A 13,703-nucleotide genomic window follows, 5' to 3' on the forward strand; every position below is an offset into this window, starting at 1 on the left:
CCGATCAACCAGTCAAGCGGTCACTAACCGCCTACGATCACTGACCGCAACGACACCCCTTGGACTCATTCATCTAGGACACCACGCGGATCCGCCCCCGTCCGGAGGCATCGCGCGGCCGCCTGCCCCGGGCGTACGTTGGAAGCAGAGTCCATCAGGGGGGCTCCAAGGGGTCGCCATGTCCGCGATCAGCAACAGCATCGACATAGACCGCAGTCCCGAGGACGTCTACTCGTACATCACGGACCCCACGCACCTGCCGGAGTGGCAGGACAGTGCCGTGTCGGCCGTGCCGATCGGCGATCTTCCCGTCCACGTCGGTTCGAAAGTTCTTGTCACCCGGCAGATCGGCCGTCGTGCGATCCCCACGACCATGGAGGTCGTGGAAATGGATCCGCCGAGGAGCTGGCACTTCCACGGCGTCGACGGGCCGGTCCGGCCGGACGTGCGGGGCCGCATCGAACCCCTCGACGGCGGCACCCGCTCGCGCGTGACCATCGCCGTGGACTTCGAGGGCCACGGCCTGGGCAGGGCGCTCGTCCCGCTCGCGGTCAAGCCCATGATCCGCAAGGAGATGCCGCGGAGCGAGGAGAAGCTCAAGCACCTGCTGGAGCACTCCGCGGCCTGAGTTCCGCGGGGACGCCCCGGGAAAAACCGGATGCTCCGGGACATGCGGTGCGCCCACACTGGGCGCACCGCGCACCGCGTATCCGTACCCGGACCCGTACTCCCTAAGGACATCCCCACCCGTGCAGGCTGCCGTCACCGTCACCCCCGCCCAGCTTCCCGAACTGCTCCTCGGGCTCGCCACCGTGCGGCCCGTGTTCCTCTGGGGGGCGCCCGGCATCGGCAAGTCCTCGCTCGTGCGGAAGTTCGCCGACTCGCTGGGACTGGAGTGCGTGAGCCTGCTCGGTACGCAGCTCGCGCCCGAGGACCTGATCGGGGTACCGCAGATCCGTGACGGGCGTTCCGTGTTCTGCCCGCCCGAGGCCATCGCCCGCGACGAGCCGTACTGCCTGTTCCTCGACGAGCTCAACGCCGCGAGCCCGGACGTGCAGAAGGCCTTCTACTCCCTGATCCTCGACCGGCGGATCGGCTCCTACGAGCTGCCCGCGGGCTCCATCGTCATCGGCGCGGGCAACCGGGCCACCGACAACGCCCTGGCCCGCCCCATCGCCTCCGCGCTCGTCAACCGGCTCACCCACGTCCACCTGAACGCCTCCGCCGGGGACTGGCTGGTCTGGGCCGGCGAGCACGGTGTCCACCCGTGGGTCACCGACTACCTCACCGACCGGCCCGACCACCTGTGGTCGCAGCCGCCCAAGACGGAGGAGCCCTTCTCCACGCCGCGCTCCTGGCACATGCTCTCGGACGCCCTGCACTCCTTCGGCGCCGGGCTGGACGAGACGACCCTCAAGGTGATCGCGCACGGCACCCTCACCCCGGCGCATGCCGTCTCCTTCTGCGGCTACGCGAAGATCGTCCGCCACTCCTTCGGCATCGAGGCGATCATGAAGGGCGACGCGAACTGGCCCACCCGCCTCGCCGACCGCGACCTGCTCTACTACCTGGCCGACGCCTTCCGGGGCCGACTGGTCAAGGAGCTGCCCGAACGGCGCGAACACGTCTCGCCCGCCGTCCGGCAGACCGCGTACCGGGCCAAGTCCCTCCTCGTCCAGCTCGCCGAGATCTCCGTCGAGGTCGCCCAGACCGTCATCGCCGACGACGCCGACGGCCTGCCCGTGCTGCCCGCCTGGTTCCTCGTCGAGGCGGCCCGCGACATGCCGCGCCTGGTCGAGGCCCGCCGGTGACCCGCACCGCCCGCACCACCCGCACCGCCCGCAAGAAGAGCGGCAACGCCAAGCCCGACCCGGCCGACCAGGCCTTCGCCGAGGGCCTCGCCCTGGTCAAGCGGAACCCCGCCCTCGCCGCCGTCTCCGCCGGCATCTGCCGCCAGGCCAAGTGCGCGGACACCCCCGCCGGGGGACTGGCCGCCGTGGACTCGAACGGCACCGTCCACGTCCACCCCACCCGGCGCGCCACGCCCGAGGCATGGGCCTGGACCCTCTCCCATGCCCTGCTCCACCTCGGCTTCGGACACGTCCCCGCGGCCAAGGACGAGCACCGGCCCCAGCCGGACCGCTTCGACCTGGCCGCCCGCTGCGCCGTCGTCAACCGCTTCCTGGCGAGCTTCGCGCCGGGCTGGATCCCGGACCACCTGCCCGCCGAACACCCCGGCGGCGACGAGGACCTGCTCGCCGCCCGCTGGCGCCGCGACGGCGTCCCCGCCACCCACGAGCACTGCGGCACCGCCGGGGAACACCCCGACCAGGTCCTGGTGCCCTGGCGGGCGTGGACCACCGCCGTCCCCGACTGGGAGACCGCCTTCGCGCACGCCCTGACCCGCAGCGTCTCGGCGGCCATGGACGTGGCCGGCGGTCGCCGCGACCGGGTCACCGGGGAGCACGTGCGGCTCCACCCGTGGGACCGGGCCCTGAACTGGTTCGTCTCCTCCTACCCGCTGCTCGGCGGCCTCGCCGCGGGCCTGAGGATCGTCGCCGACGCCGAACTGGCCCGTGCCCAGGGCATCGACATCGCCGCCGTCAGCGCGAGCGCCGGGGAGATCTACATCAACCCGCTGCGCAGCTTCGCCGACGGGGAATGGCGGTTCATCCTGGCCCACGAGATGCTGCACGCCGCCCTGCGCCACGGGGAGCGCCGCGGCGCCCGCGACCCGTACCTGCACAACGTGGCCGCCGACTACGTGGTCAACGGCTGGCTCGTGGAGATGGACGTCGGCGAGATGCCCGAGGGACTGCTCTACGACCCGGCGCTGGGTGACCTCTCCGTCGAGGAGGTCTACGACCGGATCACCACCGACCTGCGCCGCATGCGCCGCCTCGCCACCCTGCGCGGCAAGGGCCGCGGGGACATCCTGGGCGAGCCGCTGCCCCACCCGGCGAGCTGCCCGTACACGGACCTGGACGACTTCTACCGGCGCGGCCTCGTCCAGGGCTTCGACCTGCACGCGTACGGGGAACGCGGCCTGCTGCCCGCCGGGCTGATCCAGGAGATCCGGGCGCTGGCTCACCCTCCCGTGCCCTGGGACGCGGCGCTCGCCCGCTGGTTCGACGCGTACGTGCCGCGGCCCGTCGCCGTACGGTCCTACGCCCGCCCGGCCCGCCGCCAGGCCTCCACCCCGGACATCCCGCGCGCGGGCCGGCACTTCCCGCCCGAGGAGGTGGCCCGCTGCACCTTCGGGGTGGTGCTGGACACCTCGGGGTCGATGAACGCCGCCCTGCTCGGCAAGGCGCTCGGCGCCATCGCCTCGTACGCGGAAGCCCGCGACGTACCGGCGGCCCGCGTCGTGTTCTGCGACGCGGCGCCGCACGACGCGGGCTATCTGCCACCGACCGAGATCGCCGGGAGGGTGCGGGTGCGCGGCCGGGGCGGCACGGTCCTGCAACCGGGCATCGACCTGCTGCACCGGGCGGAGGACTTCCCGCCCGGCGCCCCGGTCCTCGTGATCACGGACGGCGGGTGCGACACCCTGCGGATCCGGCGCGAGCACGCCTATCTGATCCCGCAGGGTGCCTCCCTGCCGTTCACGCCCCGAGGGCCGGTCTTCCGACTGACCTGACGGTTTAGTCGAGGTAGTCGCGCAGCACCTGCGAGCGCGACGGGTGGCGGAGCTTCGACATGGTCTTCGACTCGATCTGGCGGATGCGCTCACGGGTGACCCCGTACACGCGGCCGATCTCGTCGAGGGTCTTCGGCTGGCCGTCGTTGAGGCCGTAGCGCATGGAGACCACGCCCGCCTCGCGCTCCGAGAGCGTGCCCAGGATGGACTGGAGCTGCTCCTGGAGGAAGGTGAAGGAGACCGCGTCGGCCGGCACGACCGCCTCGGAGTCCTCGATGAGGTCACCGAACTCGCTGTCGCCCTCCTCACCCAGCGGGGTGTGCAGGGAGATCGGCTCGCGGCCGTACTTCTGGACCTCGATGACCTTCTCGGGGGTCATGTCGAGTTCCTTGCCCAGCTCCTCCGGAGTGGGCTCCCGGCCGAGGTCCTGGAGCATCTGGCGCTGGACGCGGGCCAGCTTGTTGATGATCTCGACCATGTGGACGGGGATGCGGATGGTGCGCGACTGGTCGGCCATGGCACGCGTGATCGCCTGCCGGATCCACCAGGTCGCGTACGTGGAGAACTTGAAGCCCTTGGTGTAGTCGAACTTCTCCACGGCGCGGATCAGACCGACGTTGCCCTCCTGGATCAGGTCCAGGAAGAGCATGCCGCGGCCGGTGTAGCGCTTGGCGAGGGAGACCACGAGGCGGAGGTTGGCCTCCAGCAGGTGGTTCTTGGCCCGGCGGCCGTCCTCGACGAGGATCTCCAGCTCGCGCTTGAACGCGGGCTTGTGGTCCTCCTCCTCTTCGAGCTTGTACTCGGAGAAGAGGCCGGCCTCGATGCGCTTGGCGAGCTCCACCTCCTGCTCGGCGTTGAGCAGCGGCACCTTGCCGATGAGCTTGAGGTAGTCCTTGACGGGGTCGGCGGTGGCGCCGGCGACCATGACGGTCTGGGCCGGGGCGTCGTCCTCGTCGTCGTCGGACAGGACGAAGCCGGCGCTGCCGCCCGTCTTGGGCGTCTCCTTCTCGTCGCCCTCGTCCAGGTCCTCGGCCGCCCAGTCCTCGCCCTCGGCCACGGGGGCGTCGCCCTCGTCGCCGTCCTTGGCGGTCTTCTTCGTGGCGGCCGTCTTCTTCACGGCGGTCTTCTTCACGGCGGTCTTCTTGACCGTCCGCTTCTTCGGCGCGGCGGCGGCCTCGGCCGCCACCTCCTCCTCGGTGCCGGAGGCCGACGGGTCGGATATCGCCGCGGCGGGGGTGGTGGCAGCCGTCTTGCGCGCACCGATGAGGCGCGGCGGGGCGGCGGCCTTCTTGGCGACGCGCGCCGGGGCGGCGGCCGCCTTGCGCGGCTTCTTGGCGGCAGCCTTCGTGGCGGGTGCGGCGCTGACGTGCAGCGCGACACCCTCCTCGTCCAGGACCTGGTTCAGGCTGCGCAGGACCCGCTTCCACTGGTCCACCGGGATGCGGCCGGCCTCGAAGGCCTGGCGCACGTCATCACCGTTGATGTGACCCTGCTCGCGGCCACGCTCGACAAGCGCGACCAGGGCCTCGGATTCGGCGATCTCCGTGGGGAACGTACGGGACGGGCTGAGCGACACAAGGAGCCTCTCGTTGCGAACAGATAAGGGGTGGCGGGACATCATCGCGCGAACTCGGGAAACAGACCCGAGGGGGGTCTGTATTCCGGGCCGCACGAGGACACCTGTCGGTTCATCGCATGCCCGAGTAGATTCGTTACGCGCTGAATTGAGTGACCTGCGCCACGCTGTGACCGGGGAACCGGTCGCGGGTGGTCGCGTCCGCCCGTTTTGTCAGCCCGTTTTGCGGGCCTCGATGAGAAAACGGGCGGTGTGTGCGACGAACGGGCCTTCGTGCTCGATCTGTTCGTGCAGCTCGCGCAACCGGTCCCGATGCTGCCCGACCGTGAAGCCCGGCACCATCCAGATCACCTTCCGTAGAAAGTAGATCACGGCTCCGATGTCGTGGAACTCCGTCCGCAGTCGCTCGGAGCGCAGATCGACCACCTCCAGCCCCGCCTTCGTGGCCTCGGCGACCGCGTCGTCGGGGTGCCGGGCCCGCCGGACCTCCTGCGGCTGCGGTCCCAGGAAGTACTCCACGAGCTCGAAAACGCTCGCCGGGCCGACCTGCTGGGAGAGGTACGTGCCACCGGGCTTCAGCACCCGCGCGATCTCCTCCCACCAGATCGTGACCGGATGCCGGCTGGCGACGAACTCGAAGGACTCGTCGCCGAACGGCAGCGGCGGCTCGTCGGAGTCCACGACCACCACCGCGCCGAGCGGGTTCAGGAGCCTTGTCGCCCTGTCGACGTTCGGCGGCCACGACTCGGTGGCCACCGTCAGCCGGGGCAGGGGCCCGGCTCCGGCGAGCACCTCCCCGCCGCCGGTCTGGATGTCCAGGGCGGAGCCGGCCTGCGCCAGGCGTCGCGCCAGGAGGCCCTGGTAGCCCCAGGAGGGGCGTTGTTCGGTGGCGCGGCCGTCGAGCCAGGAGAAGTCCCAGCCGTCCACGGAGACGGACTCCGCTTCCGCGACGAGATGGTCGAAAGTGCGCGTCATGTCTCGATCGTCCCAGGTCCGGCCCCGGTCATCCACCGGATTGCGGGGCCGGGGCCCACGCCGGGCCTCCCCGGCGTTCGCCTACACTGGGCGGCGGGCCGTGACTGGCGTTCGGGTGGATCACCACCGGGGAGCGGCCCGGCGTACTCCCGTGTCCCGTACGCCGACTGCCGCGCGCCTGGGCGAACCGCGATCCCGCAGCGACGCTCAGGAGCCCCGATGACAACTCAGACGACTGCACCGACCGTTTCCGCCACCCCGGCCGTCCCCGCCGCCCAGGCCGCCCCCGGAGCCCCCGGCGACCAGCCGGAGCGGACCGCCGTGCTGATGGACGGCACCGCCCTCGCCCGCCGCATCTCGGAGCGGACCGCCGAGTACGCCGCGAAGATCACCGAGCGCACCGGCACCGCGCCCTGTCTGGCGACCGTGCTCGTCGGCGAGGACCCTGCTTCCGTCACCTACGTCCGCATGAAGCAGAACCGCTGCGCCAAGGCCGGGATCACCTCCCGCCACGTGGAGCTGCCGGCCAGGGCGACCACCGAGGAGCTCGTCGCCACCCTGACCGCGCTCTCCGAGGACCCGGAGATCAGCGGCATCCTGCTCCAGCACCCCGTCCCGCACCACATCGACGAGCGCGCCGCCTTTGAGGCGATCGCCCCGGGCAAGGACGTCGACGGGGTCACCATGCACTCCTTCGCCGCCATGGGCTTCGGACTGCCGGGCTTCGTCTCCTGCACCCCCGGCGGCATCATGCGCCTGCTGGAGGCCTACGACGTGGACCTGACCGGCAAGCACACCGTGGTCGTCGGCCGCAGCGCGATCCTGGGCAAGCCCGCCGGGATGCTGCTGCTGGAGCAGAACGCCACCGTCACCTACTGCCACTCCCGCACCGTGGACCTGCCGTCCATCGTCCGCCAGGCGGACGTCCTGGTCGCCGCCGTCGGCAAGGCCGAGTTCATCCGCGGCGAGGACATCAAGCCGGGCGCCGTGGTCCTGGACGCCGGCTACAACGAGGGCAACGTCGGCGACGTCCACTTCGAGTCGGCCGCCGCCCGCGCCTCGCTGATCACCCCGGTACCGGGCGGCGTCGGCCCGATGACCATCGCCGTGCTGCTGGAGCAGACCGTCCAGGCCGCCGCCGCGCAGGCCGGCCTGGCCCTCGCGGACCTCTGACCCGCGCCGGCACCGATCCCGTACGACGAACGCCCCGGGCCCTTCGGTCCGGGGCGTTCCGTTTCCCCCGGTAACGGGCCGAAAGGACGATCCGGGGCCGGCGCGGGAGGGCTCCACTGAATATGTGAAGCCTTCGATGGATATGCAGGAGCCCCCGGCGTTGGACGCAGCACCGGACGCGTCGGCGGCGGGCGGGAAGCGCCACCCGCGCGGGCTCGCCACCCTCGTCCTCGCCGAGCTGTGGGAGCGCTTCAGCCTCTACGGCATGGTCGCCATCCTCGTGCACTTCCTCGCCGCCTCCCGGGGCCAGGGGGGCATGGGCCTCCACGAGGGCACCGCGGAGGCCGTGGAAGGCGTTTACATGGCCATGATCTCGCTGCTGGCGCTGCCCGGCGGCTGGATCGCCGACCGGTTCCTCGGCGCCCGGCGGGCCGTCCTGTGGGGCGGTGTGGTCATCATGGCCGGCCACGTCCTGATGGCCGTCCCGAACCCGGTCTTCGTCTGGCCCGGCCTGGTCCTCATCGTCATCGGCACCGGCCTGCTCAAGCCGAACATCTCCGCGCTGGTCGGCCGGCTGTACGCCGCCGACGACGACCAGCGGCGCGACGCCGGGTACTCGATCTTCTACATGGGCATCAACCTCGGCGCCGTCATCGCCCCGCTCGTCGTCGGCTACCTCGGCGAGGAGGTCAACTGGCACCTCGGCTTCGGCGCCGCCGCCGTCGGCATGGCCCTCGGCCTGGTCCAGTACGTCCTCGGCGGCCGCCGCCTGTCGGAGCAGCTGCGCGCGGAGCCCGTGGTCCGGCTCACCCCCGCCGAGCGGGCCAAGGTGCGCAAGTCCTCCTCGTACGGCCTGGTCTTCACCGCCGTACTGATCACCCTGCTGGCCGCCTCGCACGCGCTGAGCATCGACAACATCACCTTCGTGCTGACGGTGGTCGCCGTGGTGGTCCCCGCGGGCGTGCTGCTCTCGATGTACCGCAGCCCCAAGATCGACCGCGTCGAGAAGACCCGGCTGCGGGCCTACGTCTGGCTCTTCCTGGCCGCCACGCTGTTCTGGCTGGTCTACGACCAGATGGGCAACGAGCTGAACCTGTTCGCCGCCCAGAAGACCGACCTGTCCCTGCTCGGCTGGCACATCCCGGCGAGCTGGACCCAGTCGCTGCCCTCGCTGTTCGTGATCATCCTGGCCCCCGTCTTCGCCGCCTTCTGGGTGCGCCGGGGCAAGCACATGAGCACCCCCTTCAAGTTCGGCCTGGCGCTGCTGCTGACCGGCGCCTCGTTCGTGGTCATGTCGGGCGCCGCGGCCATCGCCTCCAGCGGGGTCAAGGTCTCGCTGATGTGGCTGGTGGGCGTGTACGTGATCCAGGTGATGGGCGAGATGTGCCTGAGCCCGGTGGGCCTCTCGGTCACCACGAAGCTCGCCCCGCGGGCCTTCACCAACCAGATGATGGGCGTCTGGTTCCTCGCCGCCGCCACCGGAGACGCGATCGGCGCGCAGCTGCCCCGGCTCGACGCGGTCATCGGCCAGAGCTGGAACTTCCTGTGGCAGGGCGCCATGGTGATCGCGGCGGGTGCGGTGATGGTCTTCTTCACCAAGCGGCTCAAGGTCCTGACGGGCGAGGCGGCCGCCGCTCGCGAGACGGTGGCGGTGGCGGCCTGACGTGTCGGCCTGACGTGGCGGCCCGACCGTCTCCTCCCGCTCCTCCCGCTCGTCCCGGCGTCCGGTCTCAGACGAGGGCCGTGGCCCGGCGGCGGGCTTCCGCCACGATGGGCGAGGTGTGGAACTCCCGGGCCAGCTCCGTCAGCGGCTGGCCGCCGAGGCGGCAGGGCTCGGCGGGACCGGCCCCGGGGCCTGGTTCCACCCGGCCGGCGGCGGCCCGCCGCCGGCACGCGGCCGCGAGTACGGCCGCGTCCGCCACCAGGGCGGCGCCCCGCTCGCACCGGCCCTGGGCCAGCGCGGCCTCGTAGGCCTCGCTCCGCACGGCGGGGTCGAACCAGGAGGCGAGCGCCAGCAGCCCGTCATCGATCACCGATTCGCGGTGGATCAGCCGGATCCCGACGGGGGACCACCACGTCAGCGGCACCGTCGTCACACTGGATGCGGCGAATCCGTGCAGGGCCTTCCACAGCGGACGCAGCCGGCGGTACTGGCTGAGCTCCCGCCAGGCCGCCGATCCGCCGACCAGGGGCACGATGAACCCGGTTCCGACGAGCAACGCCGCCGCGGAGGCGAGCGGCGGCGCCAGGTGGGTGGACAGGCCGTCCCAGTTCCGGCCGGACCAGCAGGCGCCGACCGCCGCCCACTTCGCGACGAGATAGCCCACGTCCATCACCATGCCGGACATGAGCAGCGCCAGCCCGGTGCGCAGCGCTCGCAGCGCCGGGTCCACACGACGCAGCCACTTCCAGCACAGCAGGGTCAGCGCCGTGCTGCCGACGGTGTGCGCGGCCAGGTAGAGGGCGATCATCTCGCGCATCCACGGGGTGTTGGCGTAGTACGTGTCCAGGTCGCGCAGCCGCTCGACCGGGGCGTCCCCCTTCGCGAACAGGAAGACGATCGTCACGACGACGGCGCCGTACGCGATCACCGTGATCCGGGTGGCCCGGCGGACCCCCGGGGTCGGGCCGCCGCCCCAGTGCAGGATCAGCACGATGCACGACGCGGAGAACGCGGTGAGCGTGCTGTAGACCAGGGGGGCGGAGAAGTTGACGACGCCGGTGAGACGGTTGACCGCGGCGATCGTCGGCGGACCGGACAGGAACATGGCGAGGGAACCGACGACGAGCAGCGTGCACACGGCACGCATCAGCGGCTGGTCCCAGCCACGGCGCAGCGTCGGAGCCTTGATGACCAGTGCCAGGACGATCACGAACCCCGGAACGTAGAGGATGAGCCCGTCCGCCATCGGGCGCCTAGCGGGCTTCGACGGGGTCGGCCTCTTGGTCGAGCCCCGCGACGGCGCGCTCGGCGGCGGTCAGCGGCGGGGCCTGGAGCGCGCCCCGCTCCGAGGCGCGCAGGACCTGCCAGACCACCGACGGCTTGACCCAGTGGGTGGGCGGGCTGCTCATGGTGATGACCTCCAGGAAGGCGGCGGTCAGCTCCTCCTTGGTGGTGGCACCGGTCATCAGCCGGGAGACGTAGGAATTGAGCAGGCCGGCGCCGGCGCGCGGCTCCATACCGGTGGCGCCCGGGTACAGGATGTCCTGGGAGGTGGCGAGTTCCCAGGCGGTGGCCACCTGCGGCGCGAGGGCGCGCTGCGCCTCCATGCCGATGGGGGGGTGGGCCAGGCTCTTGGCGCGCAGCAGGGCGCGGACGGCCAGCAGGCCCTTGGCCGCGACCGTCATGCCCTGGCCGTAGAGCGGGTTGAAGGTGGCGACCGAGTCGCCGACGGCGAAGAAGCCGCCGGGGAGGTCGGCCTTCTCGAAGAAGATCCGGCGATTGGCGGTGCCCTGGGTGACCGCGACGTCGGTGAGCGGCTTCCTGCCCTCCAGGAGCTCGCCGACGATCGGGTCGCGGATGCCCTTGGCGAACGGGATGAACTCGTCGGGGTCGGCGGTGGGCTGGCCGCCCCGGGTCCCGGAGAGGGTGGCCTGCCACTGGCCGTTCTCGATGGGGACGATCGTCGCGGTCTGACCGGGGACCGCGACCCGGGGGTCGGACTGCACGTTGACGATGGGGAAGCCCAGCTCGTGGGCTCCGGCGGGGGCCTCGAAGATCCTGGTCGCGTAGACCAGGCCGGAGTCGACCTCCGCCTGCCGGATGCCGTCCACGCCGAGCGCCTGGAGCCAGGCGCGGGCCCGGGAGCCGCGGCCGCTCGCGTCGACCACCAGGTCGGCGGTGATCAGCCGGCCCTCCTCCTCAGGGGTGTCGACGCGGACGCCGGTGACCCGGGCGGCGGTGCCCTCCAGGGAGCGGACCCGGCTGCGCTGGAGGGTGGAGACCCCTTCCAGGGCGATCACCCGGGCGCGGACCACCGAGTCGAGGAGGTCGCGGCTGCAGGAGACGTTGAACTGCTTCTCCCCGTAGCGCGGGATCCAGCCCTGGGCGGTCTTGGTGACCAGGTCGCTGGGCAGGCTGCGGCGGATCGCGCCCGCTGCCGTCCAGTCCTCCATGATGCCCGGCAGGATGTCCTCGATGGCGCGGGCGCCACCCGACCACATGACGTGGACGTGGCGGGCCTGCGGCAGTCCGCGCCGGGGCTCCGGGAGCTCCGGCAGGGTGTCGGCGTCGATGATGGTGACCGTCGCGTGCTCGGCGAGGACGGCGGCCGCCAGGAGGCCGGCCATGCTGCCCCCGATGACGACGGCGTGGCGGGGCGGGGAAGACTGGGTCATCGTGTGGTGCTCTCTGTCAGGGCCGTGCGCGTGCGCATCGGCGGAGTAGGTGCGTCGGCGGGAAGGCGGTGGTCAGCCGCCGGGGGCGTGGGCCGGGGCCCGCTCAACGTCCACAGCCGAACGAGGTCTTGATGCGCTCGATCGCCTCGGGTACCTGCTCTTCCCGGGGCGGCGGCAGGAAGGTCTTGAGGATCTTTCCGAGGTGCAGGCCGAAGGTCTCCGCCCGGATCTCCGCGGGATCGCTGCGGTCGGCCCGGGCGGCCGCCTGCCGCAGCACGGTGCTCAGCCCGTCCTCGGAGTGCAGCAGCTCCGTCAGGCGGCCGCCCCGGCCGGTCAGCCGGGCGGCCACCGCCATGCCCTGGCCGTGCTGGTCGCAGGTTCCCTCGTCCAGGTGCCACAGCTCGTGGCAGGCGATGACGAGTTGGTGCTCGGGCCGGGTGCGCTCCTCGATGACGAGGAGGTCGCGGTCCTCCATCTCCAGCCACAGCCCGCTGGCCGTGTCGGGCGGGAAGACGGCGAACCGGAACTGCACCGGCCGGTCGCGGCCGCTCCCGTAGGCGGCGCACAGGCTCCCGATGATGCCGGGGGCGTCCGTGCTCGGAGTCAGGCGCGCCGCCGCCAACAGATCGTTTCCGAGCTTGCGCATGGCTCGTGTCGTCCTCATCGCGTTCCCCCTTCGGCACTGCGGTCGATGTCGTCGGCGGCGCCCGGCGGGCGGGGGACGGCCGGGTGGCCCCATTGCCCTTCCCGCGCCAGCAGATCGTCCAGGTGGTTCGCCAGCGACTTCCAGCCGGCCGGGGAGAGCCGGCCCGCCCGGGTCACGATGCTGCGCACGTCGTGCGCCCGCATCACGGCGAGCATCGGGTTCTCGGCGGGCCGCTCCGCGGATTCCAGCTCGCGCTCGATCCCGGCGAGGGCGCAGGCCAGCGCCTCGGTGTCGTCGGCCAGCAGGAAGCCGCTCTCGACCCCGTAGAAGCGCTGGATCCCGGCGGCCGCCGCGAGGTTGGGGAGCCCCTCGCCCTGGGTGAGGCGGGTCAGCGACTGGCCCGAGGCGTCGAAGGAGCCGGCGATGGCGGAGAGGGAGTGGGCCTGCCCGTCCTCCCGGGGCCGGGTGTGGCGCAGGTGCTCGAAGCGGCGGCGCACCTGTTCCTTCAGCGGGAGCCGGGGCGGTCTGCCGTCGAGCGTGAGCCGGATGTCCTGCGGAGTGATGCCGGTGAGGTACGAGAGGCGCTCGAGGTCGTCCGCGGCGCCTTCCGGCCGGCCCCCGGGCCCGGACCCGGCCGTGGCCAGGGCGCGTTCGACCGCGCTCTTGCTGTCGGCGAGCAGGAAGCCGGCGTACACCCCGAAGAACCGCTGCACGCCCGCCGCGTGGCCGAGCCGGGGCAGTCCGGTGCCCGCGTTGAGCGGGCCGAGGGAGGCGCCGGGGGCGTCGAAGTCCTCGGCTATGGCGGCGAGCGACCACTCCCGGCCGTGCTTGTCGCGGCGGGTGGCGCGCAGCCGCAGGAAACGCCGGTGCACCCGCTCGCACAGCGGCAGCTCGTCGGCGGTGCCGTCCAGGATCCGGGGCACTCGAGCCGGTTCGACCCCGGACAGCCGGCTGAGCCGCTCCACTGCGAGCACGTGCGCCGGGTCCTGGCCGCACCGCTCGGCGAGTGCCACGACACGGGCCCGGACCACACGGAGGTCGGGTCGGTCGGCGGCTCGCACCGGGTATTTCTCCGTCAGTAGAGAGAAGGTTCAAACTGGTTGCTCTGCGTGAAGCCTAACCCCCGGTTCCGTGGCAGGACAGGGCGGACCCCAACCTTTCTTTCCGTCCAGCTCAAAAAACGTGGGGACGGCGCCCCGCGGCGAACTCCCGTACGGCCGTGGCCGCGGCCGTACGCCCATGACCTCGGAGGTAATCGACCCGGCAGGGGCTCGGGCGGCACAGTGGAGGCATCGGGTTCCGGGGCCGCGCACTCGGCTCCGGGGCCCGGGCATCCGTACTCCACCAGCGCATTC

The 13,703-nt window shown here is 72.0% G+C and carries 11 protein-coding genes and 1 riboswitch; of the genes, 5 read left to right on the forward strand and 6 right to left on the reverse strand.

Annotated elements, in window-relative coordinates; translation table 11 throughout:
* Positions 1 to 178 precede the first annotated feature (178 nt).
* From MTF69_RS27760 to MTF69_RS27770, 3 genes are all read left to right on the forward strand, one after another.
* Positions 179 to 628 carry an SRPBCC family protein gene (locus MTF69_RS27760; RefSeq protein WP_243338896.1) on the forward strand — a complete coding sequence of 150 codons (450 nt, stop codon included), beginning with the start codon at positions 179 to 181 and terminating at the stop codon, positions 626 to 628.
* Between the two features lie 121 nt (positions 629 to 749).
* Positions 750 to 1,811 carry an ATP-binding protein gene (locus tag MTF69_RS27765; RefSeq protein WP_243338897.1) on the forward strand — a complete coding sequence of 354 codons (1,062 nt, stop codon included), beginning with the start codon at positions 750 to 752 and terminating at the stop codon, positions 1,809 to 1,811.
* On the forward strand, positions 1,808 to 3,640 hold the full coding sequence (locus MTF69_RS27770; protein ID WP_243338898.1) for a hypothetical protein: 1,833 nt from the start codon (positions 1,808 to 1,810) through the stop codon (positions 3,638 to 3,640). The genes MTF69_RS27765 and MTF69_RS27770 overlap by 4 nt, the downstream gene beginning before the upstream one ends.
* A gap of 4 nt (positions 3,641 to 3,644) precedes the next feature.
* Here MTF69_RS27770 and MTF69_RS27775 read toward each other — a convergent pair whose 3' ends face one another.
* Together MTF69_RS27775 and MTF69_RS27780 are read right to left on the reverse strand one after the other, a co-directional pair.
* Complete coding sequence (locus MTF69_RS27775; RefSeq protein WP_243338899.1) at positions 3,645 to 5,216, reverse strand: RNA polymerase sigma factor; 1,572 nt, start codon at positions 5,214 to 5,216, stop codon at positions 3,645 to 3,647.
* Positions 5,217 to 5,429: 213 nt separating this feature from the next.
* Complete coding sequence (locus MTF69_RS27780; protein ID WP_243338900.1) at positions 5,430 to 6,191, reverse strand: methyltransferase domain-containing protein; 762 nt, start codon at positions 6,189 to 6,191, stop codon at positions 5,430 to 5,432.
* A 90-nt stretch (positions 6,192 to 6,281) separates the two neighbouring features.
* A riboswitch (ZMP/ZTP riboswitch) is annotated at positions 6,282 to 6,382 on the forward strand.
* Between the two features lie 136 nt (positions 6,383 to 6,518).
* Here MTF69_RS27780 and MTF69_RS27785 point away from each other — a divergent pair.
* On the forward strand, positions 6,519 to 7,364 hold the full coding sequence (locus MTF69_RS27785) for a bifunctional 5,10-methylenetetrahydrofolate dehydrogenase/5,10-methenyltetrahydrofolate cyclohydrolase (RefSeq protein ID WP_243339051.1): 846 nt from the start codon (positions 6,519 to 6,521) through the stop codon (positions 7,362 to 7,364).
* Between the two features lie 160 nt (positions 7,365 to 7,524).
* Entirely contained in the window at positions 7,525 to 9,027 is a 1,503-nt protein-coding gene (locus tag MTF69_RS27790) for a peptide MFS transporter (protein ID WP_243338901.1), read from the forward strand.
* Between the two features lie 67 nt (positions 9,028 to 9,094).
* On the opposite strand, the gene MTF69_RS27795 is transcribed toward MTF69_RS27790, so the two are convergent.
* From MTF69_RS27795 to MTF69_RS27810, 4 genes are all read right to left on the reverse strand, one after another.
* A complete protein-coding gene (locus MTF69_RS27795; RefSeq protein ID WP_243338902.1) occupies positions 9,095 to 10,273 on the reverse strand; it encodes an MAB_1171c family putative transporter in 1,179 nt (392 codons plus the stop codon).
* A gap of 7 nt (positions 10,274 to 10,280) precedes the next feature.
* The gene (locus MTF69_RS27800; protein ID WP_243338903.1) at positions 10,281 to 11,702 is read right to left on the reverse strand and encodes an NAD(P)/FAD-dependent oxidoreductase; all 1,422 of its coding nucleotides are present in this window, start codon (positions 11,700 to 11,702) and stop codon (positions 10,281 to 10,283) included.
* 103 nt (positions 11,703 to 11,805) lie between these two features.
* Complete coding sequence (locus tag MTF69_RS27805; RefSeq protein ID WP_243338904.1) at positions 11,806 to 12,366, reverse strand: toxin-antitoxin system, toxin component; 561 nt, start codon at positions 12,364 to 12,366, stop codon at positions 11,806 to 11,808.
* Positions 12,363 to 13,409 (reverse strand): hypothetical protein, encoded by a 1,047-nt coding sequence (locus MTF69_RS27810; RefSeq protein WP_243338905.1) that lies wholly within the window; start codon positions 13,407 to 13,409, stop codon positions 12,363 to 12,365. The genes MTF69_RS27805 and MTF69_RS27810 overlap by 4 nt, the downstream gene beginning before the upstream one ends.
* Positions 13,410 to 13,703 lie beyond the last annotated feature (294 nt).

The sequence above is a fragment of the Streptomyces sp. AP-93 genome (assembly GCF_022808175.1).
GTDB lineage: Bacteria > Actinomycetota > Actinomycetes > Streptomycetales > Streptomycetaceae > Streptomyces.